The following is a 25,761-nucleotide window of genomic DNA, read 5'->3' as shown; positions in this document are numbered from 1 at the left end:
CCATTAGCTCAGTTGGTAGAGCATCTGACTTTTAATCAGAGGGTCGAAGGTTCGAGTCCTTCATGGCTCACCATTTTCGCGGAAGTAGTTCAGTGGTAGAATACAACCTTGCCAAGGTTGGGGTCGCGGGTTCGAATCCCGTCTTCCGCTTAATTACTAAGGGGCCTTAGCTCAGCTGGGAGAGCGCCTGCCTTGCACGCAGGAGGTCAGCGGTTCGATCCCGCTAGGCTCCATCTAATAGAGAAAGCTTACATCATATGATGTAAGCTTTTTTTGTGTTTAAAAAGACAACTTTCATACTTGTCATTTAAAATGGAGAAAACGTGAAAATAAAGGGTGGGGGGATAATTATGAAAGTTGTTATTGCATCTGATTCATATAAAGAAAGCTTAACAGCTATAGAAGTATGTGAAGCTATTGAAAGAGGTTTTGGAGCAATTTTTCCTAAAGCAGAGTACGTAAAAATACCAATTGGAGATGGAGGGGAAGGAACGGTCGATTCCCTTGTTGATGCTACAAGCGGGAGGATTATATCATTTCATGTGACAGGACCGCTTAGAGAGAGCGTACAAGCCTTTTACGGTATGTCTAAAGATAAAAAGACAGCGTTTATTGAAATGGCAGCAGCATCAGGTTTACAACACGTTCCGGCTAAAAAGCGAAACCCACTTATTACGACGACGAAAGGAACAGGAGAACTTATACTACATGCGCTAGACGAAGGAGCTGAGCATATCATTTTAGGACTTGGGGGAAGTGCTACAAATGATGGAGGAGCGGGTATGTTGTCAGCTTTAGGAGTCAGGTTTATAAATAGAAAAGGAGAAGTAATAGAGCCGTCTGGTGGAACGTTACATTCGATTGTCTCTATTGATTTTTCACAAATGGATTCACGCTTAAAGCATATAAAGATAGAAGCAGCATGTGATGTAGATAATCCGTTAGTTGGAATAAAAGGAGCATCTTTCGTATTTGGACGACAAAAGGGTGCGGATGAAGAGATGATGAAAGAGCTGGATGAGAATTTAAAGCATTATGCGCATATCCTTAAACAATACCTATTTTGCGACGTATCTAAAATACCTGGTGCAGGAGCTGCAGGAGGTATGGGAGCAGCTGTTATTGCAGTGCTAAAGGGAGGCTTGCGGAGAGGAATTGAAATTGTATTAGATTATACAAATTTTGATAAGCATATAGAAGGTGCAGATTTAATTATAACTGGCGAAGGGAGAATAGATGAACAAACAGCATATGGAAAGGCACCAGTAGGTGTTGCGGAGCGTGCAAAGCGTCTTCATATTCCTGTCATTGCGATTGGGGGATCAGTATCTCCGAATTACTCGGCTGTTCATGAAAAAGGAATTGACGCAGTATTTAGTATTACAACAAGTCCGATGACATTAGAGGAGGCATATAAAGTAGCAGAAGAGAATATCGAAATGACAGCAAAGAATATTGCAGCAGTGTGGAAAATAGCATCAGAAAAACACTTCTAAATGCGGGAGTGTTTTTTATTATTATCTAATAATAATGATGGTAGTTGTTTCATTAAGTTAACTTTATACATAGAATAGTCTTAACATTTGGATTTTTAGGTGGATATAAGTGAATAATTTGTATATCCATACAGAAAAATGTCGAGTTGAGTCAGACTATATAAAAGATTTAAAATATTTAGTGAAGGCACAGAAGGGGGATACTATCTATGAAAAAAGAAATTTCAGTTATTGGAGTTCCAATGGATTTAGGGCAGATGCGTCGTGGCGTTGATATGGGACCGAGCGCAATCCGTTATGCAGGTGTAATTGAAAGAATTGAAGAAATTGGATATGACGTTAAAGATATGGGAGATATATGTATAGAGAGAGAAAAAGAAGTAGAGGTAAATACAAGCTTAAGAAACCTTACACAAGTTGCAACTGTATGTAACGAATTAGCAAGTAAGGTGGATCATATTATAGAAGAAGGGCGTTTTCCACTTGTATTAGGTGGCGATCATAGTATCGCTATCGGTACATTAGCTGGTGTTGCGAAACATTATAAAAACCTAGGTGTTATTTGGTATGATGCACATGGTGATTTAAATACAGAAGAAACTTCACCATCTGGAAATATTCACGGTATGTCACTTGCAGCAAGTTTAGGGTATGGACATCCCACGCTTGTAGATTTATACGGGGCATATCCAAAGGTGAAAAAAGAGAATGTTGTAATTATCGGTGCACGTGCATTAGATGAAGGAGAAAAAGACTTTATTCGAAATGAAGGTATTAAAGTATTTTCAATGCACGAGATTGATCGTATGGGTATGACGGCTGTTATGGAAGAAACAATCGCGTATTTATCTCATACTGATGGTGTGCATTTATCATTAGATTTAGATGGTCTTGATCCTCATGATGCACCAGGAGTTGGAACACCTGTAATTGGTGGCTTATCTTATCGTGAAAGTCATTTAGCAATGGAGATGTTAGCGGAAGCTGATATTGTTACATCTGCCGAGTTTGTTGAGGTAAATACGATTTTAGATGAGCGAAATAGAACGGCAACAACAGCGGTTGCTTTAATGGGTTCTTTATTCGGTGAAAAACTAAAATAAATGTAAGAAAAGCAACTGAGAAGTTGCTTTTTTTATTTGAAAATAGGCGTATAATAATGATTTATATTATACTGTACGATAAGAATGTTTGACATCTTACCAATTTAGACTAAAGGGGGTTGTTTGTAATTGTCGTTTGTTTCATGTATGGTATAATTAACTAGTTGTTGGAAATACATACAGATAGAGCATAAAACAATATTTCAATATATGGATAGAATTGCTCGTAAGTAGGAGGAAGGGTTAGCATGCCTTTTGAAGATACGACCATTTTGAAATATCTTAGTACGGCATTAGATATTGCCGTTGTATGGTTTATTATATATAAGCTAATTCTCATAATCCGAGGGACGAAAGCTGTTCAACTTTTAAAAGGGATTACAGTTATTATTGTCGTTCGGATGATCAGTATTTTCCTTGAATTGCGAACGCTATATTGGCTAACTGAACAAGTATTAACGTGGGGATTTTTAGCCGTTATTATTATTTTCCAGCCAGAATTGCGAAGAGCGCTTGAGCAGCTAGGACGCGGGAGTTTATTTTCGCGTACTGGAACTCACGAGGATGATGAGCCTGAAATGGTTGCAACAGCGATAGCGAAAGCAACGGAATATATGGGAAAACGTAGAATTGGTGCATTAATTACCTTGTCAAAAGAGACCGGTATGGGTGATTATGTAGAAACGGGTATTCCGCTAAATGCAAACGTATCATCGGAATTACTCATTAATATTTTCATTCCAAACACACCTCTTCACGATGGAGCAGTAATTATGCAAGGAAGTACCATTAAAGCAGCAGCTTGCTATCTTCCGTTATCGGAAAGTCCATTTATTTCTAAAGAGTTAGGAACTAGGCATCGCGCTGCAATGGGAGTTAGTGAAGTTACTGATAGTATTACAGTAGTTGTGTCGGAAGAAACAGGCCAAATTTCTTTAACGAAAAATGGTAAGTTGCATCGTGATTTGAAGACAGAACAACTGAAAGATATGTTGTTAGCTGAATTTAGTGCGAACGAAAAAACGACTTCTTCGTCTTTATGGAATTGGAGGAGAAAGCGTCATGGATAAGTTAATGGAGAATCATTGGTTTTTAAAGGGGATCTCATTACTATTGGCGTGTATGCTTTTTATGTCAGCGACTTTAACTGAAAAAAATACGACATCGGGGATACTACCTTTTGCAAATGATGCGAAAGAAACATTAACTAATTATGCTATTAACGTTAAGTATGATGAAGAGAAATATATTGTAAGTGGTATTCCGGCAGAGGGCGTTAAGGTGAAGTTAGAGGGTCCAAAAGCAGCAGTTGCTACGGCAAAAGCGAAAAAACAATTTGATATACCAGTTGATTTGAGAGGCAGCGAAAAAGGAACGTATGAAGTTTCTTTGAAAACGAATGGACTTCCAGATGATGTGAAAGGAACAGTTCAGCCATCAACAATTAAAATTACTCTTCATGAAAAAGCGAGAAAATATGTTCATGTAGACTTGAAATTATCAAATGAGGATCAAATGCCAGCTGGTGCTACTCTCGAAAAATCAAACATTAAACCTGATACGGTTGAGGTAGTTGGGACGAAAGAAGAAATTGAAAATATTTCATCTGCTAAGGCGTATGTTGATTTAAAAGGTGTTAATAAAACTGTTACAAAAACAGCCGAAGTTACATTATACAATAAAGAAGGCAAACGTTTAAATGTAAGAACAAGTCCATCTAAAATTAGTGTAACGTTGAATGTGGCGACGCAAGCTACGGCCAATAATACTGAAAAAACTGTTCCTATAACATATGCGAAAAAGGGGAGTTTACCGGAAGGATTGGCCGTTACAAATATTAGTGTTGAGCCGAGAGAAGTAACGATAGCAGGTCCAAAAGATATATTGGATAATATACAATCGATAGAGGGGGTCGAAGTAGATCTTAGTCAATTGACAGAGTCTACAACATTCGATACCTCTGTTTTATTACCAAAGGGTGTAACAAGTGCGAAGCCAAATCAAGTAAAGGTTTCAGTAGGTGTACAAAAAACAAAACAAACGAAAACAAGAACGATTGATGGTATATCAATTCAAAAAAATGGACTTTCTAAAGACGTTACGGCCCAGTTACTTTCGCCGCAAGATGGGAAGATAAGCGTTGATATTTCAGGAGAAACAAGTATAGTAGATAAAATAACAGCTGCTCAAATAACAGCAGTGATTAATCTACAAAATGTGTCTCCTGGGACGAAGGATGTTGCTATTCAAGTGAGTGGCCCTGGTAATATTTCAATAGAGCCAAAACAAAAAAGTGCTAAAGTTACAATTGTGAAGAAAGAAAATCCCGATAAAGAAGTACAGGGTAACGGTGAGCAACCAAATTCAAATAATAATAAAGATAATCAAACTGAAAAACCAAAAAATCCTGAACCTGAACCTAAGCCTGATCCAGAAAAGGAAAAGGAAAAGGAGAAGGAATCGGAACAAAATAAAGATAAAGAAACTAGCCAAGAGCCAACAGTAGATAATCAAAAAGAGCCAGAAAAAGGAGCGAATCATAATGGGTAAATATTTTGGTACAGATGGAGTACGCGGGGTTGCGAATCAGGAGTTAACACCTGAATTAGCGTTCAAAATTGGACGTTTTGGTGGTTATGTATTAACAAAAGATACAGACCGTCCAAAAGTAATTATCGGCCGTGATACACGTATATCAGGACATATGTTAGAAGGAGCTTTAGTAGCAGGTCTATTATCAACTGGAGCAGAAGTAATGCGTCTTGGTGTTATTTCTACACCAGGTGTTGCTTATTTAACGAAAGCGTTAGATGCACAAGCTGGTGTTATGATTTCTGCATCTCATAATCCAGTACAAGATAACGGAATTAAATTCTTCGGTTCAGACGGTTTTAAATTAACAGATGAGCAAGAAGCAGAAATTGAAGCTTTATTAGACAAAGAAGTGGATGAATTACCACGTCCAACAGGTACGAACCTTGGGCAAGTGAGTGATTATTTTGAAGGTGGACAAAAGTATTTACAATACATTAAACAAACTGTAGAGGAAGATTTCTCAGGTTTACATATCGCTTTAGATTGTGCGCATGGTGCTACGTCTTCTTTAGCTCCGTACTTATTTGCTGATTTAGAAGCTGATATTTCAACAATGGGAACTTCACCAAACGGTATGAACATTAACGATGGAGTAGGTTCTACGCATCCAGAAGTATTAGCTGAATTAGTAAAAGAAAAAGGTGCTGATATTGGTCTTGCTTTCGATGGTGATGGTGACCGTTTAATCGCTGTAGATGAAAAAGGAAACATTGTTGATGGCGATCAAATTATGTTTATTTGTGCAAAGTACATGAAAGAAACTGGTCAACTAAAGCATAATACAGTTGTTTCAACAGTTATGAGTAACTTAGGTTTCTACAAAGCACTTGAAGCTAACGGTATTACAAGTGATAAAACAGCAGTTGGTGACCGCTACGTAATGGAAGAAATGAAGCGCGGAGGTTACAACTTAGGTGGAGAACAATCAGGCCATATTATCTTACTTGATTACATTACAACTGGTGATGGAATGTTAAGTGCACTTCAACTTGTAAACATTATGAAAATGACGAAAAAACCATTATCTGAGCTTGCAGGAGAAATGACAAAATTCCCGCAATTACTAGTAAACGTTCGTGTGACAGATAAAAAACTAGCACTAGAAAACGAAAAAATTAAAGAAATTATTCGTGTTGTAGAGGAAGAAATGAATGGTGATGGCCGCATTCTTGTTCGTCCATCTGGAACAGAACCACTTATTCGTGTAATGGCAGAAGCACCAACACAAGAAGTTTGTGATGCATATGTACATCGCATTGTAGAAGTTGTGAAAGCGGAAGTTGGCGCTGAATAATTTAATAAATTTATTGAAAAGGAGCACAATAAGTGCTCCTTTTTCATATGTTTTATAGATGGTGAAAAAATTTTCATTGACGGTTTATCCATGTTTGTTATAAGATGGTCTTGTTCTTTTTCTCAAAGGAAATATTGTAAATTATAGAAGCGCCAGAACTACAAGTAGTGTAGTTGACGAGGTGGGGTTTATCGAGATTTCGGCGGATGGCTCCCGGTTGTTCATCACAACCGCAAGCTTTTACTTAAATCATTAAGGTGACTTAGTGGACAAAGGTGAAAGTGTGATGAGAGAAAAGGAACGGATACAAACTAGCTGTATAAGTATATACGGACTTAAACCCAATCGAGAGGAAGGTGAAAGCCGTTACAAGCTTACAGGGCTAGCAATATGTAATCCGTTTTTTAGTATAAATAAAAATGGTATCGGACTATGTCGTTACATGTTCGCAGAGCAGTGTAAGCATTTGTAACGGCGACTAAACATGTGTGGAATCGTAGGATTTATTGGAGAGCAAGATGCAAAGGAAATTTTATTAAAAGGTTTAGAAAAGCTAGAATATCGTGGATATGATTCAGCAGGTATTGCAGTACAAGCAGAGAACGGTGTTGTTGTATACAAAGAAAAAGGCCGTATTGCAAAACTTCGCGAAATCGTAGATGAGAACGTAGCAACAAGCGTGGGGATCGGTCACACACGCTGGGCTACACATGGTGTTCCGAGCAAAGTAAACGCGCATCCGCATCAAAGTACATCAAAGCGTTTTACACTAGTTCATAACGGTGTAATTGAAAACTATGAGTTAGTGAAGAAGGAATATTTACAAGATGTAACGTTCGTAAGTGAAACGGATACAGAGGTTATCGTACAGCTTATGGAACAACAAGTGAGCACAGGACTAAGTGTAGAAGAAGCGTTCCGTAATACGCTATCTCTTTTACATGGCTCTTATGCAATCGGATTACTTGATGCTGAAAATCCAAACATGATTTATGTTGCTAAAAACAAAAGCCCGCTATTAGTAGGTGTTGGTGACAACTTTAATGTTGTGGCGAGCGACGCTATGGCGATGTTACAAGTTACAGATCAATTTATTGAATTAATGGATAAAGAAATTGTAATTGTAACGAAAGAAAGTATTACAATTAAAAACTTACAAGGTGAAACGATTGAACGTGCACCGTTTACAGCGGAATTAGACGCAAGTGATATTGAAAAAGGAACATACCCTCATTTCATGCTTAAAGAAATCGATGAGCAACCACTTGTTATCCGTAATATAATTCAAAAGTACCAAGATGAAAATGGCGAGATTGAATTAGATCAAGACATCCGCAATGCGATTTTAGATAGCGATCGTATTTACATCATTGCATGTGGAACAAGTTATCATGCAGGTCTTGTTGGAAAACAATTTATCGAGAAGTTTGCAAAAATGCCAGTTGAAGTGCATGTAGCAAGTGAATTCTCTTATAACATGCCATTATTAACAGAAAGACCATTCTTCATTTACATTTCACAAAGTGGTGAAACAGCTGATAGCCGTGCAGTACTTGTACAAACAAATGAAATGGGTCATAAAGCATTAACAATTACAAACGTACCTGGTTCTACACTTTCTCGTGAAGCAGATTATACACTTCCGTTATACGCGGGACCAGAAATCGCCGTTGCATCAACGAAAGCTTACACAGCACAGCTTGCAGTACTTTCAATTTTAGCTGCAGATATTGCTAAAGCAAAAGGTGAAGTTCTTGGTTTTGACTTAACACACGAACTAGGACTTGTAGCAAATGCAATGGTACAACTTTGTGATCAAAAAGAAGAAATGGACGCTTTAGCAAAACAATTTTTAGCAACAACTCGTAACTGTTTCTTCATCGGACGTAGCGTAGACTTCTACGTAGGATTAGAAGGAGCGTTAAAGCTAAAAGAAATCTCTTACATCCAAGCAGAAGGATTTGCTGGAGGAGAATTAAAACACGGTACAATCGCTTTAATCGAAAATGGTACACCAGTTATCGCACTTGCTACACAAGAGCACGTAAACCTTGGAATTCGTGGTAACGTGAAAGAAGTAGTAGCACGAGGAGCTAACCCATGTATCATCTCAATGAAAGGCTTAGAAATGGAAGGTGACAGCTTCGTATTACCAGCTGTACACGAAGCACTAGCACCGTTAGTAGCAGTTATTCCATTACAACTTATCTCATACTACGCAGCACTTCACCGCGAGTGTGACGTTGATAAGCCACGTAACTTAGCTAAGTCTGTTACGGTTGAGTAGGAGATTAGTAGGTTAGTAAATATAGTTGTGGATTTGAAATAAAGTCGCGATGTTTTAAAAAAAGTTGTGATGCTTCACCCCTTTAGATATGATTATCTAAAGGGGTGTTTTTATGTCTAAAAGAAAAAGAACACCTGAAATTGAAAAGTGGATAAAAGAAGGTCGTGGTTCAGGTATCGGTATAAATTATAAAACATGGCTGAAAATTCAAGATGTATCCTCTCTAGGTCGTTCAACTCGTTTAAAAGGAATAAAAATGAGTAGGTAACATGAATTTTTATCGGATTTAGAACAAAAATATTTTTATTTAAATGAATATTCAGATTTTATTAAGAGAGAAATTGTTTAAGAGGTTATTGAAGTGAGGAAATATCCGAAAGTTTATTTTGAGAGATCTGTCAATTTTTATTCTGAATATTATAAAAAAGAGTTGTTTTGTAATAAAATTAGAGTAGATTTAAATAGCATTTACTGATGAATTGCATTAATTTGTAAAGATGAATAAATTTCAAAATAATTGTACTTTACTTGAAGGTATGATGGTGAAAACGGGTGCGAAAAAAGCTTGGTCAACAGTAGCGGGGTGGTTTAATTAACATGCAAAAAAATATAGATTTTAATAAGAAAGCTTTTGAATACTATATGGCTGTTTATGCTGCACAGGATATAAGATCGACCATTATTACTCTTGTTATTGGGATAGCAGACATATTTGTTCTTGCGCCTGCTTTTGCGAATCCTTTTCGATTATTGTATGTATATATAGTGGCTCCTCCGATTATCTTTTTGAACTTATGGGCGATATGGATTATTATCAATCCTCGGAAACGGCAATTACAATACACTCTATTTCGAGGAGTATTTGGTATCGTATGTTCAGTAGGATTATTGGTTATAGCTCAAAAATTTGCATATGAAATGTTAGAATTACAAACGCCAATTTATTTTATTTTTTCATTTGGTTTATATAGTTTTGCTTTGTATCATTATTATAAAAATCATATTAAAAAACTTCAGGAACCAAGAAAAAAGTCAAAATCATCGAAAGGAATGGGGGGCATAGGAGCAGTTGCTTTTGTAGGATTAGGGCAACTTATTGCTAACATCAGTCTTGGTTTTGCAACACAACAGATGGTGGCAATTGTATTAATGTGTGTATACTCAATGCTTTCGCTTATTTTGTTTCATTTCATTATGGAACTTCATAGATATTATTATTTACGGAAGCATATAGAAAGTGGAGGGAAAACACATAGAGCCTTTTAAAGAGGGTTTGTTGAACCTTGATTATATAATTGCGTTCCTCTTTTGGATAAGAAACCATTTTGATTAGACCTTTTCAAAATGGTTTCTTTTTATTCATCATAGAATACGGTTTAACACAATATTTTTAATCAAACTTTATTTTAAAGCCACACATTGCTTTTTCTTATGGTAAATTTGTTTCTTAGTTATTTCCTGCATTTTATATCGTTCACCAATTATGTAATGTTAAGGGAGATGACAAAAGAAAGGAAGAATGTACAAATGAGTATAGTAAAAAACGGAACATTGCAAGTAATTGGAGCAAGCATCTATTATGAGGTGCGTGGCTCGGGTCCAATTCTTCTTTTGATTCATGGTGGGGGTGGTGATGCCGACAAGTTCCATAATATCGCCGACCATCTTGCTAAGTGGTATACCGTTGTTACTTACGATCGTCGTGGTCATTCCCGTAGCAATCTCGTCAATAAAAATGAGGATTACCATGTGCACACGCATAGCGAAGATGCTCATCGGTTGCTAGCTAATCTGACCAAAGAACCGGCTTATGTATTCGGAAGTAGTTCTGGTGCTGTTATCGGACTTGATTTGTGCATACGTCATCCTGAGCAGGTACAGTTACTAATTCCACACGAACCGGTTTTATTACAACTTTTATCTGAAAATGAGTTGAAGCAGGCTATAAATTTCATGGAAGACCTTAAAGGGAATCATCAAAGTGAGGTCATGAAGTTATTGTCAAATATTGATGATAGTAATTCCGAACCATCGAAGGATATGCTAACAGAGCGACTACTTGGCAATTCGATGTATTTCACTGAGTATGAAATCCCGGGAATTCTCAGCTATACTTTAAATATCGATGCATTAAAGTCCCTATTAAAACCTGCATCGATACAGGTACGTCCAGCTGGTGGAAGTATTTCAAGAGAAACTTTTCCTTATCATTGCGCATTCAACTTAGCAGAACACCTCGGAACAGAATTCGCAGAGTTTCCAGGACATCATGTGGGTTATAACACAGTGCATCATAAAGAGTTTGCTGAGAGGTTACATGATGTTATTGAGAATTAATCGGGAAGCTATCAATGAGCAGTGTATAAACACAATAGTGCGAATAGATATTCATGGAGTTACAAGACAATACGTAATTTAGGGTTTTGTCTATATGTCTAAATTAATTTCAAAGCATCAGCAGAATATGAACAACTAAAAAAGCAGCTACCTCTCCATTTAAAGGTAGCTGCTTCTTTTTACATAGATTCTATAATTATTTGTCTTTCATACCACTTGTTTCGTTTTCCATTTCCTAAATCTTCTTTATCAACAATAATAGTTTTGGGGTGACTTGATTTGTTAGCTTAATAATTATGGGCTTTCCTCTAATAGAACTAAAGCAAATAATAAAAGCGCTTGCATAATTAAAAATCCGAGTTATAATACTTGTATACAAGTATACTTGATTAACACGAGGTGGATTTATGACGAAATCAATGGAATTTCTTTATCCTGAAAAATGGCTTTCAAAAGCTTCTACAGGTGATCGTGTTGCGAGCGAATTGAGAATGCGCATTATTGCAGGTGCAATTGAAAGCGGTACCATATTGTCAGAAAATAAAATAGCTGCCGATTTTTCTGTAAGTCGGTCACCCGTTCGTGAAGCATTAAAATTACTAGCTTCTGAAAATATTATTCGCTTAGAAAGAATGGGCGCAGTTGTCATTGGTTTAACCGAGAAAGAAATTGAAGAAATATATGATGTTCGTTTACTTATAGAAACGTTTATCTTTGAGCGACTTGGAAAGATGGACACAAATGATTTAGTAAGAGAACTAAATAAAATAATGGAAATGATGAAAATCGCCATTAAATATCATGATTCTGATGAATTTTCTTATCAAGATCTCTTATTCCATGAAACGATTATTCGAACCATTGAGCATTCCTACATCCTGATGATTTGGAATAATTTAAAGCCTGTTATGGAAAGCTTAATCCTTTTATCAATGCGTACTCGTTTCAAGGAAAAGTACGAAGACTTTGAACGGATTATTAAAAATCATGAGCTTTATATAAAAGCAATCGAATCAAAAGATCGAGCCCTCATGATTGAGGCCTTACATCAAAACTTTGATGATGTTCAAGGGAAAGTCGAAGACCTCTGGATGTCACAACAAATGTTATCTAAAGGAGTTGAGCAAGGACATGAGTAGCTATATGTTAGGTATAGATATCGGTACAACAAGTACGAAAGCAGTTTTATTTACTGAAAAAGGCGAAGTCATTCAAACTGAGAATATTGGTTATCCACTTCGCACACCGGATATATCCACAGCGGAACAAGATCCAGAAGAGATTTTTCAAGCAGTTTTACAAGCAATATCAAATATAACGAAACAGCATTCAGATAAAAACCCATCGTTTATTTCATTTAGCAGTGCTATGCATAGTGTCATTGCCATGGATGAAAATGATCAGCCGCTGACACCTTGTATCACTTGGGCAGATAATCGCAGTGAAGCATGGGCACATAAAATCAAAGATGAACTGAATGGCCATGCAGTTTATAGACGAACAGGAACACCTATTCACCCAATGTCACCATTAAGTAAAATTACATGGATTGTGAATGACCATCCAGAAATTGCGATTAGAACGAAAAAATATATTGGAATCAAAGAATATATCTTCAAAAAATTCTTTGATCAATATGTTGTGGATCATTCCATCGCCTCGTGCATGGGTATGATGAACTTAAAAACGCTAGATTGGGATGAGGAAGCTTTAAAAATTGCTGGTATAACATCAGCTCAATTATCTAAACTCGTACCAACCACCAAAATATTCAGCAACTGCAATCCAGATTTAGCCCAAAAGATTGGTATCGATTCCCAAACATCGTTTGTCATTGGTGCCAGTGATGGGGTGCTTTCTAATCTAGGTGTGAACGCAATTCGAAAAGGGGAGATTGCTGTCACAATTGGAACAAGTGGTGCTATTCGGACCATCATTGATAAACCACAAACAGATAAAAAAGGAAGAATATTTTGTTATGCCTTAACCGAAAAACATTGGGTAATTGGTGGACCGGTAAACAATGGAGGGATGGTCCTTCGCTGGATTCGTGATGAACTTGCTTCATCAGAAGTAGAAACTGCGAAAAGACTAGGAATTGATCCATACGATGTATTAACTAAAATAGCAGAACGCGTGAGACCTGGTGCAGACGGATTATTATTCCATCCGTACCTCGCAGGGGAACGTGCACCATTATGGAATCCAGATGTACGTGGCTCCTTCTTCGGTTTAACGATGTCACATAAAAAGGAACATATGATTCGTGCAGCTTTAGAAGGTGTTATATATAATTTATACACTGTATTTTTAGCATTAACAGAATGCATGGATGGTCCTGTAACTCGTATTCAAGCAACAGGCGGCTTCGCAAGGTCTGACGTTTGGCGACAGATGATGTCCGATATTTTCGCATCTGAAGTCGTTGTTCCAAAGAGCTACGAAAGCTCTTGTCTAGGTGCATGTATATTAGGTCTCTATGCCACAGGAAAAATTGATTCTTTTGAAATCGTTTCTGAAATGGTTGGCAGTACCTACAAACATACACCGAAAGAAGAAGCAACAAAAGAATACAGACAATTACTGCCTATATTTATTAACCTATCAAGGGCGCTAGAAGACGATTATACACGAATTGCAAATTATCAAAGAAATTTAATAAAGTAAAACTTTCATCAGTAATCTCCCATGCCTCGCTTCTATCTAAATCTCGAGGTGGTGGGGGCCTTACTGCCCACGAATAGCGGGATCAATACAAATACAGCTAAGATTAGGGGGGAACTACGATGCCATTAGTCATTGTAGCAATTGGGATTTTAGCATTACTTTTACTGATTATGCGCTTTAAATTAAATACCTTTATTTCATTAATCATTGTATCCGTCGGGGTTGCGTTAGCACTTGGAATGCCACCAGAAAAGATTTTTAAAACCATTGAAGCGGGATTAGGCGGAACACTTGGGCACTTAGCACTCGTTTTTGGACTTGGTGCGATGTTAGGTAAGTTGCTTTCAGATTCTGGGGGTGCACAACGCATTGCCATGACCCTTGTGAAAAAATTTGGTGAAAAGAACATTCAATGGGCTGTTGTGACCGCCTCATTTATTATAGGGATTGCATTATTTTTTGAAGTAGGATTAGTATTATTAATTCCGATTGTATTTGCAATTTCAAGAGAATTAAAAGTTTCTATCTTATATCTCGGTATTTCGATGGCAGCTGCTTTATCTGTAACACACGGATTTTTACCACCACACCCAGGACCAACTGCTATCGCTGGTGAATTGCATGCAAACATCGGTGAAGTATTACTTTACGGTTTTATGATAGCGGTTCCAACGGTTGTGTTAGCTGGACCTGTATTTACTAAACTTGCAAAAAAACTAGTACCTGAGGCGTTCACAAAAACCGGTAATATACAATCATTAGGTGAGCAGAAAGTATTTAAACTTGAAGAAACTCCTGGTTTTGGAATCAGTGTTTTTACCGCTTTACTGCCTGTTCTTTTAATGGCAGTCGCTACAATTATTACTTTGTTGCAAAAAACAATGGGATTCAAAGATAATAGTTTACTAGCAACGATCGAGTTTATTGGGAATGCGGATACTGCCATGTTGATATCCTTACTAGTTGCGATCTATACAATGGGATTGGCAAGAAATATTCCAATCAAAAACGTGATGGAATCTTGTACAACAGCGATCTCGAATATTGGGATGATGCTCTTAATTATTGGTGGAGGCGGCGCTTTCAAACAAGTATTAATTGATGGCGGCGTTGGTAACTATGTAGCCGAATTATTCAAAGGAACTTCATTATCACCGATCTTGCTCGCATGGATTATCGCTGCCATCTTACGTATTTCATTGGGGTCTGCTACGGTTGCTGCATTAACAACTGTCGGTTTAGTGATTCCGATGTTAGGTCAATCTGATGTTAACCTTGCTTTAGTTGTCCTTGCAACAGGGGCTGGTAGTTTAATTGCTTCACACGTGAACGATGCTGGTTTCTGGATGTTCAAAGAGTACTTTGGTTTAAGCATGAAAGAAACATTTGCAACATGGACTTTACTTGAGACTATCGTTTCTGTAGCCGGATTAGGGTTTACTTTATTATTAAGTTTATTTGTATAGATCTTTCTAAACAGTAAAAGGGATACGGAAGCTGTTTAATGTGATTTTTCATAATTAACCAGTGATTTTTCATGATTGATTAATAAGGATGAAAATTTCTCTTTATTTTTTAACTTGATAGTGATGTGCCGTGTCCCTTTAACCTTTTGCACGAATACTGGCAGAGCCTATTGAAATGAAAAAGTTGGATTATTTGATTAAAATGTTATTTTAGGTATATATACTATAATACAGAGTAACATACATGGAAAGGAACGATAGAATATGGAAAAGTTACAAATTGGAGTTGTTGGTGTGGGCGTTATGGGAAAAAGCCTCGCACTTAACTTTGAGAGTAAAGGGTATTCTGTTGCCCTATATGATATTTCAAAGGAAAAAGTTGATGAAACCATTGAGGAAAACCGTGGTAAAAACTTAGTTGGTACTCATATAGTTGAAGAGTTTGTTAACTCACTCGAATCACCTAGAAAGATTTTATTAATGGTTAATGCGGGGGAAATTACAGATAAAGCGATTGATTCTCTAGTCCCTCACCTCGATAAAGGCGATATTTTAATTGACGGTGGTAATACATACTTTGTCGATACAATTCGCCGAAACAAACGTCTTGCCGAAAAAGGAATCAATTTCATCGGGGCAGGTGTGTCAGGCGGCGAAGAGGGTGCATTGAAGGGACCATCTATTATGCCCGGCGGACAGAAGGATGCATACGAAAAAGTAAAGGATATGCTTGAAAACATCTCTGCAAAAGTGAATAACGAGCCTTGCTGTTCTTATATCGGACCTAATGGGGCAGGACACTATGTAAAGATGGTTCACAATGGTATTGAGTATGGAGATATGCAATTAATTTGTGAAGCATATTTCTTCTTGAAACAAACACTAGATTTGACTGCAGAAGAGTTCCATGAAATATTTGCTGAATGGAATAAAGGTGAACTGAACAGCTATTTAATTGAGATTACAGCCGATATTTTCAAGAAGAAAGATGAAGAAACTGGTAAGCCATTAGTGGATGTTATTCTTGATACTGCAGGACAAAAGGGTACAGGGAAATGGACAAGTCAAAGCGCACTTGATTTAGGTATCTCTCTGCCTATTATCACGGAATCTGTATTTGCACGTTGCATTTCTGCTTTAAAAGAAGAGCGTGTGAACGCAAGTAAAGTTTTATCTGGCCCTAAAGATAAAACAGCAATTGGAGTTGAAAAAGCCGAATTAATTGAAGCGGTGCGTCAAGCTTTATATATGAGTAAAATTTGTTCTTATGCACAAGGATTCACGCAGTTGAAGGCAGCTTCTGAGGAATATGATTGGAACCTTGATTTTGGCAACATTTCTATGCTTTGGAGAGGCGGATGTATTATCCGTGCTGCCTTTTTACAGAACATTAAAGAGGCTTATGAGACTAACATTGACCTACCGAACCTTTTACTTGATCCATACTTTAAAGAAATTGTAGAGTCATATCAAGGTGGATTACGCCAAATTATCTCAATGGCGGTACAACAGGGCATTCCGATACCTGCATTTTCAGCAGCAATTTCTTATTATGACAGCTATCGTACTGCCAAACTACCTGCAAACTTGTTGCAAGCGCAGCGCGATTATTTTGGAGCGCATACGTATAAACGAGTAGATAAAGAAGGTACATTCCATACAAAATGGATATAAAATAAAAAATGGACTAAGATTAAATTCTTAGTCCATTTTTTATTCCACAATTCGTAGGCTATAAGACTCCCACTGATGGAAGTTCACTTTAAACGAATGTATGAATCAAAATGCGTTTATTTTTCCCATTTAGATGAAAACCACATAATCTTTAATTTGAGTGGATAGAACCCTATAGATTAAAGTTTTACTTTATCAGATGCACTTTTATTTATCTGAATTTTCCGTTACTATTTTAAGTATCCGTGAACAATTTGCTTTATTATGACAAAAAGAGACGAGAGATTTATGGACATTACAAGGGGGCATATTGATGAAAGTGAGTGAAAAAACATATTTAAGTATAGAAGAGATTATTTCATTACCGGCCGTATCAAGTACAAACATAAGTGATGATGGCAAAAACGTAGCATTTGTTAAGAGGACAGCTAACTGGAAAGACAATACATATAGAAATCATGTATGGATATATGAAAAAGGTAAAGGGCAAAATTATCCATTAACAAATGGGGATATAGATAGTACATGCCCGTTATGGTCTCCAAATTCTAGGGATATTGCATACCTTAGTCCTGGTGGTAATGGGAAAAATCAAATCTTCGTTAAGTCATTAGATGGTTATGGTGGGGTGCAAATTACTGATGAGGAAGAAGGGATCAGTACATTCAAATGGGATCATACTGGTAAAGGTTTTTATTATATTACACAGTCAAAAGAATGTGAGGAAATAAAGAAACGTAAGGAGCTATATGGAGATTTTCAACATGTAGGTAAGGAACATCAAAATAATTGTTTATGCTACATTGAAATAGAAAAAGTGATACAAAATGATAAAGAGGAACGAGAGATTAACGGTGTTTATCAATTAACTGATGGTAAGGAGTTTTATATCCATGACTTTGATATTTCAAATGATGGGAAAAAAGTTGTATGTATGGCTACACCAAGCCTAAACGATTATATGAATGGTGATCTATATATATTAGATGTTGAAGCTGAGGAACTGCAAAAGATGAATGTAGATAAGTTGTTGGGCGGGAGCATTTGCTTTTCTCCTGAGGGCAGCAAAATATGTTACTCAGCAAGCATAAGAGAGAAGGATTACTATAGAAACCATATACAAGATAGTACATTAGAGATATATGATATGAATACGAGAGAGGTAATTCAACCTTTAACAAATTTTGATAGTACGGTTATGCCATTACAGTGGACAGCTAAAGGTATTTTAATTAGATGGCAGGATAAAACGAATTATCGTATTGGATTACTAGCTGAAGATGGCACTGTGGAAGCATTAAGTGACAACATAGATGGCTTTATAATGGATGCCTCTATAACAAGGGATGGCAATCATATAACCTATAATAAGGCTATAACAAATGAAACCTTTGAAATCTATTTGGATGATAAAAAAATAACGAATGAAAATAGCTTTTTCGAAGACAAGCTTAAAAGCAACAGGGAAATCATCTCATGGCAAAGTAGTGATGGTCTTAAAATAGAGGGTGTTTTATCAACACCAGTAGAGTTTGATACAAATAAAAAATATCCTTTATTAGTAGTAATTCACGGAGGTCCGGCTTGGGCATCCTTTCCGATATTTTCAGACTGCTTCAATGAGAAATATCCGATTGAACAGTTTGTTGAAAAAGGCTTTATCGTTTTAGAGCCAAACTATAGAGGAAGTTCTGGTTATGGTAATGAATTTTTAAAAGCGAACTACAGAAAACAAGGACTTGCTGATTACGATGATGTTATATCTGGAGTGGATGAACTAGTTGAAAAAGGGATTGTAGATAAAGATAGAGTAGGAGTTATGGGATGGAGTAACGGAGGATATATATCAGCTTTCTGTTCTACATTTAGTAGCAGATTTAAGGCAATTTCAGTTGGGGGCGGAATTACGAACTGGAGTACTCATTACGTAAATACAGATATCCCTTACTTCATTAGGATGCATTTAGGAAATACTCCATGGAATGATCCAGATATATATACGAAAACATCACCAATGACGTATATTAAATCAGCTTGTACGCCTACCTTAATCCAACATGGCGAAAAGGATGCAAGAATTCCAGTTACAAATGCATATGAGCTACATCAAGGATTAAGGGATATGGAAGTTGATACAGAATTAATGATATTTAAAGGAATGGCATATAGTCCTGATCAGCCAGGAATGAATGTAGCTATTATGAAGCAGAATTTGATGTGGTTTTCACATTATATTCTTGGAGAAAGTATGGAGGGTTTTAGTACTATATAATGGATATCCGCACAGGGATTATTCGTTGTGCAATCGGGCCAGATTGTTGTAAACTGCAAGTAAACCATTATTGAGAAGATTTAAGTGGTTATAAGGAAGCTTAATTCGGAGGACGAATATGACAGAGAATAAAAATGAGTTATCTGTAGAACGACGTGAAGAACTATTAAAAGTATTACAAGCCCGTTTTGAGAAAAACATGAACCGCCATGAAGGCCTTGAATGGGCTAAAGTTGAAGCGAAGCTGGCTACTAATAATGAAAAATTGTGGTCACTTAATGAAATGGAAGTAACAGGCGGTGAGCCGGATGTTGTTGGTTATGATGAAGAGAAGGACGAATATACTTTCTATGATTGTTCAAAGGAGAGTCCTAAAGGCCGTAGAAGCCTTTGTTATGATCTTGAAGCGTTAGAATCAAGAAAGAAGCATAAACCAGAAAATAACGCTATTGATGTGGCAGCCGCTATGGGTATTGAACTATTAACTGAAGAACAATATCGAGAGTTACAACAACTTGGAGATTTTGATATGAAATCATCAAGCTGGGTACAAACACCTTTAGATATTAGAGAACTCGGTGGTGCGCTATTTTGCGATTATCGCTTCGGGCATGTTTTCGTGTATCACAATGGGGCAGATTCTTATTATGCTGCCAGAGGTTTTCGTGGCTCGTTAAGAGTTTAAATTTGGAGTAAACAAAAAAGAGCCTATACGCAGGCTCTTTTTCTTATTTATATTTTAAGAGTAAACCGTTACTACGCAGTTTTACTTAATTTATATGTTCCGTGGTTGTTTTTACGGAAAATTTTTGGGAAAACATAGCCATCTAATCCAATACGTCCAGCGTTCTGTCCTGCAACTAAAATGAACATAGTCAAAATAAGCAGGTTTGGATTTACACTAACAGTTCCGCTTAATAAAAATGATAGATTCATTATGATTCCGAAAAATGCAGCTGTTTTTGTTAATCCACCTAAAATTAAACCTAGACCTACTAAAATTTCTCCCCATTGAACTAAAAAGCTAAATAGGTCTGCGTTTGGAAGGACAAAATGTTGAAGAAAATCTGCCCACCAACTTTGCACTGCAGGATGGTCACCTGATGCTTGAGCAATAGCGCCCTTTAGAAAACCACTTGCGTCAAAAGATTGTCCAAAGACTTTGCCTATTCCAGCAGCGAGCCATGTATACCCTATGTAAAGTCGTAAAAATAATAATATGAAAGTAGCACGTTTATCAGTTCTTAAAAAATTGATAACCATCGAAATCCCTCCAATATTGTATTTACAAGTTTATTATATATCCATTGTGAAAAAATTCACAATGGATATAATGTGAACAAATTTATGATTTTTTATTTATAAAATTGCACATAAAATATTGTGAAGTTTATTTTTGAAAATTAAGCAATAAATGAGAGATGGGAGCTATCTATTGTAGCGGATAGCTCCCGTAGTAAACAGGTTCATGTATGTTCTTTAAGTTCATCTGGGGGTTCCTTATTATTTCTCTGGTTTTATATAAGGAACAATTGGTGCAGTAACCCCTACAGAAGCACCACGAATAAATTCTTGATTTTCTAATGCCTTAAAGTTTTCCGTTTTTCCTGTTAGCATAACACCTAAAATTTTCACTTGATCGAATGGTTTGCCCTTGTTTGATTTTAAAAACTTTTGGATATCTTCGTGATATCCATCGTCATCGTATTGTTTAAGTGAATCAACGAACTCTTTGTACGCTTCTTTAGGAGAATTGTCTGGATTGAATCCGTAAACGGGCATACCAGCAGGTCCTTTGCTTTCATCTCCAATTGGTGAGGTCATATATAACCATACAATGTTTAAGTTGTCTGGAATTTTTTCTTTAATTTCTTGTAGTGTGTAGGGCTGATTGAAAGAGATAGCAACTTCGGCAACATAGTTGTTCATTTGTGAAACTTCTCCTAATTCATTTTGGACATCATCAAAATAGTCCTTAATAGCAGGATTATAAAATGTTGCAAATTTATTCTTTGTTTGTTTATCATACTCATAAAACTCTGTATTGGACCTAGACCAATAAAAACCAGGCGTTAATTCATTGGAATCAATATTGATACGGATCCAACCATAGGAGCTTGTTAATGTGTTCCATGGGACGATATAACCATTAATATTTTTGGAACGATTTGATATAATATTGCCGCCAAACATAGATGAATTACTCGTTACTTGAGAATCAATTTGTACATTTGGTTCTGCAATTGCATTATGTAAAAATAGTTGTTCGTGAAGTTTCGTAGAACTTTTGGCTGCGAAGTAATTGCCCACCTTATAAATGATAGGGATAAGTATGATGACAACGATAATAGAAGTAATGATGATTTTAAGTAACTGTTTCCTTTTAGCTTTTTTTAATGCATCTTTTAAAGAAGTATCCATTAAGGTTTTCCTCCTACTGTAGAATGAATTGTTTTACGTGCGCGATGTAACTTTTGTTTGACGCTGTTTACTCGAATATCTAGTATTAGTGCGATTTCTTCGTATGTAAAATCGTAATAATACTTTAAAAAGAAGGCTTCTTTGTATTCTAGTTTTATATCTTTTAATAGATAGAAAATCTCATCTTTATTTAAAACAGCATCTAATTCTCGGTCTGTATATTGTAGTTTTGAATAAATCTCTTCAGTTAAATAGATGTTTTGCTGCTCTTTTTTTCTCTTCAAGTCAATGTATTCGTTTAATGCAACCCTAAAAAACCATGGACGTATGTTATTCTCTGTTAGGTCATCTAGCAACGTATATACTTTATAGAAAGTATTTTGGATGATGTCTTCTGCGTCTTCTTTTATAGCCCCTTTCGCTAGTAATAGTTTGAACACTTCCTCCCCTAAATTGATAAGATAGGAGGTCAATATATTTTCTTTTCCCATCATTTTTCCTCCCTATACTTATACAACGAATAGGTAATCATAAATGTATACACTTAAATGAAAGTTTTGTTCTTGATACAAATAGAAAAGGCATATAACAATCATATGTTATATGCCTTTTCTATTATATATTTAGTAATTTATTTAGGTAATGTAAATTTAGCTTTTTTACCTTGTGAAATATCTTTAGCTTCTTTATTTCTCATAGGTCCTAACTCAATCTCAAAGCTTTTGTCTTTCCAAATCTTCTCATACTGCTCTTGATCTAAAATAAATACTTGCAGTAACTCTCCAGATGTTCCCGTTTTGACTGCAGCGTTATAGTCGTAATTTAGTAGCATACCTTCATTAATCGTATATTGTGTACCATCATTCACTCTCAATGTAGAGCTTATAGGAGATAGTGAAACGTCTTGAGTATCTTTGTTATCAAGCTTGAATTTCACTGTTAATAGAACAATACCATTTTTGAAATTTGCAAAGCGTGGAGCTTCGACGGAATTTGGTGTGAATTGAGTAAATTGGTATCCGTCTAATGTAACATGAACAGCACCTAATTCTTGGCTGCTATTAATACTTGATTTCTCTTTTAACATTTTTTTATCGCCCATGTTATTAGCCGTAGCTTTATCTTGGTAGAAAGTTTTATCTGTTGCAACCTTCTCAGCACCTTGTTTATTTAAACTTAATGAAAAGCTTCCAGGGCTTCCGATTGGAGCATCGAATTTTCCTTTATTAGCTTGTGCAGTTGGGACTGTGACTGAGACTGTTGAGAGACTTGAAATTTTTTCTAGATCATCTTTTCCGAATGGATACGCGATATAACCAGAAATAGTTTCTCCTGCTTTTACTAAGTAATCATTCGTTGGAGCAAGCTTAGTTGGTAGCTGATCTTCTTTTGGAATTAAGTCTTTATAGTTACTATATACTTTCTGAGCACCAGTAAATGACATGTCCAATGCTGGCATATAATAAATATCTTTAGCTGAACTATTTTTTACGCTATAGTTCACAAGAATAACTCCGCCCTCTGTTTGACGGTTAAATGGAATGTTAAAGTCCGTATGGAATCCATTTAATTCAACTAATGTATAGCTGTTCATCGATACTGAAACATCTTCAGCTTTATGGACTTGTGGTTCCTTATTTTCAAAAAGAACTTTTGTTTTACCACCTGTTTCTTTTTCCATGTAGGAAATAAGTTTAGAATAATCGCTGGAGCTAGTAGCGGTATTTTCCGTCTTTTTATCTTCAGTTTTCTTATTTTCGGATTTTTTATCTTCAGGTTTATTTTCTTTCGTCGTATCCGTTTTTTCTGTTTTGCTTTCTTTTGTTGCATTCTCTTTTTGTTCTTTATTTGTCGTATCGCTTTGACCACAGCCGGTTATTACAAAAGCTGCTACGATTATTGCAGAAAATAAAGAAAGTAATTTTTTTGACATGTTTCTTCCCCCTATTTGTATAAAACTAAACTCTCACATTAGCCCCACGTTTTATTATAAGAAGGCTAGTCAATATTTACCAGTGTTTTTTTTCTAATTATTTCCATTATTTAAATATTATAATATAATAAATTTGATAGAAGTTTGGAATGGAATATTGGTTTTTATTTTTTATCATTTAAAATATTACATCATATTGTTAAGATAGAAATAGAGGTATATGGAAAGGAGACAAGGACTCAATATGTGGATGAACTTGTAATGATTAGAAATTAGATAGATGAATTTTTCTCTCATAAGTGAGGGGTTATTTAGCTATCTGTAAATCATGCAAGGATTGCATATTTGGCTTGTGCATCCCCTTTGTAAGGATAGATACGTATGTGGGGAAATTCATATCTCTTATATAAAATATGCGTCCTTTAAAATTGGAGGAGTATATGATGAATCAATTAAAACATAAAGTAGCAGTTGTTACAGGTGTAAGTCGTCTAGATGGTATAGGTGCAGCAACTTGTAAAGAATTAGCTGAAGCAGGATACGATATATTTTTTACATATTGGACAGCTTACGATAAAGAGATGCCTTGGGGCGTTGATCAAAGTGAACAAATACAATTACAAGAAGAGTTACTAAAAAATGGTGTGAAAGTATCGAGTATGGAGTTAGATTTAACTCAGAATGATGCACCGAAAGAGCTTATAAATAAAGTTACTGAACAACTAGGCTACCCCCATATATTAATTAATAATGCAGCATATTCTACGAATAATGATTTCTCTAATTTGACTGCTGAAGAACTGGATAAGCATTACATGGTAAACGTTCGTGCGACTACATTGTTAAGTAGTCAATTTGCCAGAGGATTTGATAAGAAATCTGGTGGTAGAATTGTGAATATGACGTCGGGACAATTCCAAGGGCCTATGGCGGGAGAACTAGCGTATGCAACAACGAAGGGAGCTATTGATGCTCTAACTAGTACGTTGTCAGCAGAAGTAGCTCATTTAGGAATAACAGTGAATGCAATTAACCCAGGTCCAACCGATACAGGCTGGATGACTGAAGAGATAAAGCAAGGATTAAAACCGATGTTTCCATTTGGTAGAATTGGTGAACCAAAGGATGCAGCAAGACTTATTAAGTTTTTAGTAAGTGAAGAAGCGGAATGGATTACTGGACAAGTTATTCATTCAGAAGGTGGATTCAAAAGGTAAAAAGAAGGTATCTCACCCTGGTGAGATACCTTCTTTTTTAATCCTTATATATTTTATTTTAAGGTAATCGAAACGTTTCCTTTTTTATGCCCTTTTTCCACATACATATGAGCTTCAGCAATTTCTTCTAATCGGTAAGTTCTATCAATAACAGGTTTTAAATGTTCTGTTTCAGTTAGTTTTTTTAGTAGAATCATATCCTCTTTACTTACCTTTGCCATCATTCCATTCACAGATACATATTTTCCATTGGGTGTTAATGTATTTGTACAAAGGGATTTTTTATACTTCCCAACTGCATCAAATATAATATCGTAGCGCTCGCACCCCTTAGTAAAATCTTCTTTCGTATAATCAATTACTTTATCAGCCCCTAAAGATTGAACGAGTTCAAAATTTGAATTACTACAAACAGCCGTAACGGTCGTACCAAAATATTTAGCAAGTTGTACGGCAGCTGTTCCTACTGATCCAGATGCGCCATATATTAGTACTTGTTGCCCCTTTTTTATCCGGCCTTTTCTCAGAAAATGCAACGCTGAAGTTCCACCAAAAGGAATAACTGCCGCTTCTTCATACGTTACATTGGTAGGTTTTAATGTTATTAATCCACTTTCATGCACGCATGTGTATTCGGCATAACCACCAAGATTGAGTTCTGTTAATGCAAAAATTTGATCCCCTTTTTTAAATTGAGTTACATCTGTCCCAATATCCTCTATCTCTCCTGCTAATTCTACGCCAAGTATAGGGTTTCTCGGTTTTCTAAGTCCTAATATAAGTCGCATAGGAATCCAAAATAATAGAGGGCTATTAAATCCGCGTATTTTACAATCTCCAGTCGATACACTTGTTGCGTGAATTTTAACTAATACTTCGTTCTTTTTAGGTATAGGTTTCTCTATATTTTGAAGCTGAAGAACGTTAGGTGGTCCATACTGTGTGCAAATGATCGCCTTCATAATGTCCTCCTGAAATGAGTTGTCGTTATTTACATCA

21 protein-coding genes, 2 tRNA genes and 1 pseudogene are annotated in these 25,761 nt (G+C 36.2%); 19 read left to right on the top strand and 5 right to left on the bottom strand.

Features of this window, described 5'->3' with window-relative positions; genetic code table 11:
- Positions 1-78: 78 nt before the first annotated feature.
- From FH036_RS24375 to FH036_RS24290, 18 genes and pseudogenes are all read left to right on the top strand, one after another.
- A tRNA-Gly gene (locus FH036_RS24375) sits at positions 79-150 on the top strand.
- 10 nt (positions 151-160) lie between these two features.
- Positions 161-233, top strand: a tRNA-Ala gene (locus FH036_RS24370).
- Between the two features lie 117 nt (positions 234-350).
- Entirely contained in the window at positions 351-1,496 is a 1,146-nt protein-coding gene (locus FH036_RS24365) for a glycerate kinase (protein WP_044790559.1), read from the top strand.
- Positions 1,497-1,705: 209 nt separating this feature from the next.
- The gene (gene rocF, locus FH036_RS24360; protein ID WP_044790560.1) at positions 1,706-2,599 is read left to right on the top strand and encodes an arginase; all 894 of its coding nucleotides are present in this window, start codon (positions 1,706-1,708) and stop codon (positions 2,597-2,599) included.
- Positions 2,600-2,847: 248 nt separating this feature from the next.
- A complete protein-coding gene (gene cdaA, locus FH036_RS24355; protein ID WP_001115700.1) occupies positions 2,848-3,669 on the top strand; it encodes a diadenylate cyclase CdaA in 822 nt (273 codons plus the stop codon).
- Positions 3,662-5,149 (top strand): CdaR family protein, encoded by a 1,488-nt coding sequence (locus FH036_RS24350; RefSeq protein WP_139896334.1) that lies wholly within the window; start codon positions 3,662-3,664, stop codon positions 5,147-5,149. Before cdaA ends, FH036_RS24350 begins: the two co-directional genes overlap by 8 nt.
- Positions 5,142-6,488 carry a phosphoglucosamine mutase gene (gene glmM / locus FH036_RS24345; protein ID WP_000521482.1) on the top strand — a complete coding sequence of 449 codons (1,347 nt, stop codon included), beginning with the start codon at positions 5,142-5,144 and terminating at the stop codon, positions 6,486-6,488. Before FH036_RS24350 ends, glmM begins: the two co-directional genes overlap by 8 nt.
- 286 nt (positions 6,489-6,774) lie before the next feature.
- Entirely contained in the window at positions 6,775-6,960 is a 186-nt protein-coding gene (locus tag FH036_RS24340; RefSeq protein ID WP_001208183.1) for a hypothetical protein, read from the top strand.
- A gap of 12 nt (positions 6,961-6,972) precedes the next feature.
- Positions 6,973-8,775, top strand: a complete 1,803-nt coding sequence (gene glmS, locus FH036_RS24335) for a glutamine--fructose-6-phosphate transaminase (isomerizing) (protein WP_000334168.1) — start codon at positions 6,973-6,975, stop codon at positions 8,773-8,775.
- 112 nt (positions 8,776-8,887) lie between these two features.
- A pseudogene (locus FH036_RS24330) lies at positions 8,888-9,106 on the top strand (transposase); the annotation flags it as partial.
- A 266-nt stretch (positions 9,107-9,372) separates the two neighbouring features.
- Positions 9,373-10,041 carry a hypothetical protein gene (locus FH036_RS24325; RefSeq protein WP_001171286.1) on the top strand — a complete coding sequence of 223 codons (669 nt, stop codon included), beginning with the start codon at positions 9,373-9,375 and terminating at the stop codon, positions 10,039-10,041.
- A 261-nt stretch (positions 10,042-10,302) separates the two neighbouring features.
- On the top strand, positions 10,303-11,112 hold the full coding sequence (locus FH036_RS24320) for an alpha/beta fold hydrolase (protein WP_000029411.1): 810 nt from the start codon (positions 10,303-10,305) through the stop codon (positions 11,110-11,112).
- Between the two features lie 407 nt (positions 11,113-11,519).
- On the top strand, positions 11,520-12,251 hold the full coding sequence (gene gntR / locus FH036_RS24315; RefSeq protein WP_000167470.1) for a gluconate operon transcriptional repressor GntR: 732 nt from the start codon (positions 11,520-11,522) through the stop codon (positions 12,249-12,251).
- Positions 12,244-13,779, top strand: a complete 1,536-nt coding sequence (gene gntK, locus FH036_RS24310) for a gluconokinase (protein ID WP_000100548.1) — start codon at positions 12,244-12,246, stop codon at positions 13,777-13,779. Before gntR ends, gntK begins: the two co-directional genes overlap by 8 nt.
- Before the next feature lie 119 nt (positions 13,780-13,898).
- Positions 13,899-15,245, top strand: a complete 1,347-nt coding sequence (gene gntP, locus FH036_RS24305) for a gluconate permease GntP (protein WP_001131723.1) — start codon at positions 13,899-13,901, stop codon at positions 15,243-15,245.
- Positions 15,246-15,509: 264 nt separating this feature from the next.
- Positions 15,510-16,919, top strand: coding sequence for an NADP-dependent phosphogluconate dehydrogenase (gene gndA / locus FH036_RS24300; protein ID WP_139896333.1), 1,410 nt, complete (start codon positions 15,510-15,512; stop codon positions 16,917-16,919).
- A 313-nt stretch (positions 16,920-17,232) separates the two neighbouring features.
- Complete coding sequence (locus FH036_RS24295; RefSeq protein WP_138322572.1) at positions 17,233-19,191, top strand: S9 family peptidase; 1,959 nt, start codon at positions 17,233-17,235, stop codon at positions 19,189-19,191.
- Positions 19,192-19,309: 118 nt separating this feature from the next.
- Complete coding sequence (locus FH036_RS24290) at positions 19,310-19,876, top strand: DUF4256 domain-containing protein (protein WP_044790565.1); 567 nt, start codon at positions 19,310-19,312, stop codon at positions 19,874-19,876.
- 71 nt (positions 19,877-19,947) lie between these two features.
- On the opposite strand, the gene FH036_RS24285 is transcribed toward FH036_RS24290, so the two are convergent.
- The 4 genes from FH036_RS24285 to FH036_RS24270 all read right to left on the bottom strand — a co-directional run bounded on the left by FH036_RS24285 (position 19,948) and on the right by FH036_RS24270 (position 23,545).
- Positions 19,948-20,454, bottom strand: a complete 507-nt coding sequence (locus FH036_RS24285; protein ID WP_000236350.1) for a DoxX family membrane protein — start codon at positions 20,452-20,454, stop codon at positions 19,948-19,950.
- 240 nt (positions 20,455-20,694) lie between these two features.
- Positions 20,695-21,612 carry a sigma factor regulator N-terminal domain-containing protein gene (locus FH036_RS24280; RefSeq protein ID WP_044790567.1) on the bottom strand — a complete coding sequence of 306 codons (918 nt, stop codon included), beginning with the start codon at positions 21,610-21,612 and terminating at the stop codon, positions 20,695-20,697.
- Complete coding sequence (locus FH036_RS24275; RefSeq protein ID WP_000514137.1) at positions 21,612-22,103, bottom strand: RNA polymerase sigma factor; 492 nt, start codon at positions 22,101-22,103, stop codon at positions 21,612-21,614. The genes FH036_RS24280 and FH036_RS24275 overlap by 1 nt, the downstream gene beginning before the upstream one ends.
- Before the next feature lie 140 nt (positions 22,104-22,243).
- The gene (locus FH036_RS24270) at positions 22,244-23,545 is read right to left on the bottom strand and encodes a DUF5068 domain-containing protein (RefSeq protein ID WP_070805074.1); all 1,302 of its coding nucleotides are present in this window, start codon (positions 23,543-23,545) and stop codon (positions 22,244-22,246) included.
- A gap of 440 nt (positions 23,546-23,985) precedes the next feature.
- On the opposite strand from FH036_RS24270, the gene FH036_RS24265 reads away from it, so the two are divergent.
- Complete coding sequence (locus FH036_RS24265) at positions 23,986-24,762, top strand: SDR family oxidoreductase (protein WP_041184059.1); 777 nt, start codon at positions 23,986-23,988, stop codon at positions 24,760-24,762.
- A gap of 53 nt (positions 24,763-24,815) precedes the next feature.
- Here the strand turns inward: FH036_RS24265 and FH036_RS24260 are convergent, their stop codons facing one another.
- Positions 24,816-25,724: an NAD(P)-dependent alcohol dehydrogenase gene (locus FH036_RS24260; RefSeq protein WP_070805075.1), complete on the bottom strand. Its 909-nt coding sequence runs from the start codon at positions 25,722-25,724 to the stop codon at positions 24,816-24,818.
- Positions 25,725-25,761: the final 37 nt, after the last annotated feature.

The organism is Bacillus sp. CD3-5, assembly GCF_006349665.1.
Taxonomy (GTDB): domain Bacteria; phylum Bacillota; class Bacilli; order Bacillales; family Bacillaceae_G; genus Bacillus_A; species Bacillus_A paranthracis.
Note: the sequence above shows the minus strand (reverse complement) of the source record. Positions and strands in the feature narration are given on the sequence as shown.

Excerpts from the sequence above, each read along its gene's own strand:
- FH036_RS24365 (WP_044790559.1), top strand. The coding sequence starts at position 351 with ATGAAAGTTGTTATTGCATCTGATTCATATAAAGAAAGCTTAACAGCT.
- glmS (WP_000334168.1), top strand. The coding sequence starts at position 6,973 with ATGTGTGGAATCGTAGGATTTATTGGAGAGCAAGATGCAAAGGAAATT.
- rocF (WP_044790560.1), top strand. The coding sequence starts at position 1,706 with ATGAAAAAAGAAATTTCAGTTATTGGAGTTCCAATGGATTTAGGGCAG.
- FH036_RS24280 (WP_044790567.1), bottom strand. The coding sequence starts at position 21,612 with ATGGATACTTCTTTAAAAGATGCATTAAAAAAAGCTAAAAGGAAACAG.
- FH036_RS24265 (WP_041184059.1), top strand. The coding sequence starts at position 23,986 with ATGATGAATCAATTAAAACATAAAGTAGCAGTTGTTACAGGTGTAAGT.
- FH036_RS24290 (WP_044790565.1), top strand. The coding sequence starts at position 19,310 with ATGACAGAGAATAAAAATGAGTTATCTGTAGAACGACGTGAAGAACTA.
- FH036_RS24340 (WP_001208183.1), top strand. The coding sequence starts at position 6,775 with ATGAGAGAAAAGGAACGGATACAAACTAGCTGTATAAGTATATACGGA.
- gntK (WP_000100548.1), top strand. The coding sequence starts at position 12,244 with ATGAGTAGCTATATGTTAGGTATAGATATCGGTACAACAAGTACGAAA.
- FH036_RS24295 (WP_138322572.1), top strand. The coding sequence starts at position 17,233 with ATGAAAGTGAGTGAAAAAACATATTTAAGTATAGAAGAGATTATTTCA.
- gntR (WP_000167470.1), top strand. The coding sequence starts at position 11,520 with ATGACGAAATCAATGGAATTTCTTTATCCTGAAAAATGGCTTTCAAAA.
- FH036_RS24285 (WP_000236350.1), bottom strand. The coding sequence starts at position 20,454 with ATGGTTATCAATTTTTTAAGAACTGATAAACGTGCTACTTTCATATTA.
- gntP (WP_001131723.1), top strand. The coding sequence starts at position 13,899 with ATGCCATTAGTCATTGTAGCAATTGGGATTTTAGCATTACTTTTACTG.
- FH036_RS24325 (WP_001171286.1), top strand. The coding sequence starts at position 9,373 with ATGCAAAAAAATATAGATTTTAATAAGAAAGCTTTTGAATACTATATG.
- FH036_RS24270 (WP_070805074.1), bottom strand. The coding sequence starts at position 23,545 with ATGTCAAAAAAATTACTTTCTTTATTTTCTGCAATAATCGTAGCAGCT.
- glmM (WP_000521482.1), top strand. The coding sequence starts at position 5,142 with ATGGGTAAATATTTTGGTACAGATGGAGTACGCGGGGTTGCGAATCAG.
- FH036_RS24260 (WP_070805075.1), bottom strand. The coding sequence starts at position 25,724 with ATGAAGGCGATCATTTGCACACAGTATGGACCACCTAACGTTCTTCAG.
- cdaA (WP_001115700.1), top strand. The coding sequence starts at position 2,848 with ATGCCTTTTGAAGATACGACCATTTTGAAATATCTTAGTACGGCATTA.
- FH036_RS24320 (WP_000029411.1), top strand. The coding sequence starts at position 10,303 with ATGAGTATAGTAAAAAACGGAACATTGCAAGTAATTGGAGCAAGCATC.
- gndA (WP_139896333.1), top strand. The coding sequence starts at position 15,510 with ATGGAAAAGTTACAAATTGGAGTTGTTGGTGTGGGCGTTATGGGAAAA.
- FH036_RS24275 (WP_000514137.1), bottom strand. The coding sequence starts at position 22,103 with ATGGGAAAAGAAAATATATTGACCTCCTATCTTATCAATTTAGGGGAG.
- FH036_RS24350 (WP_139896334.1), top strand. The coding sequence starts at position 3,662 with ATGGATAAGTTAATGGAGAATCATTGGTTTTTAAAGGGGATCTCATTA.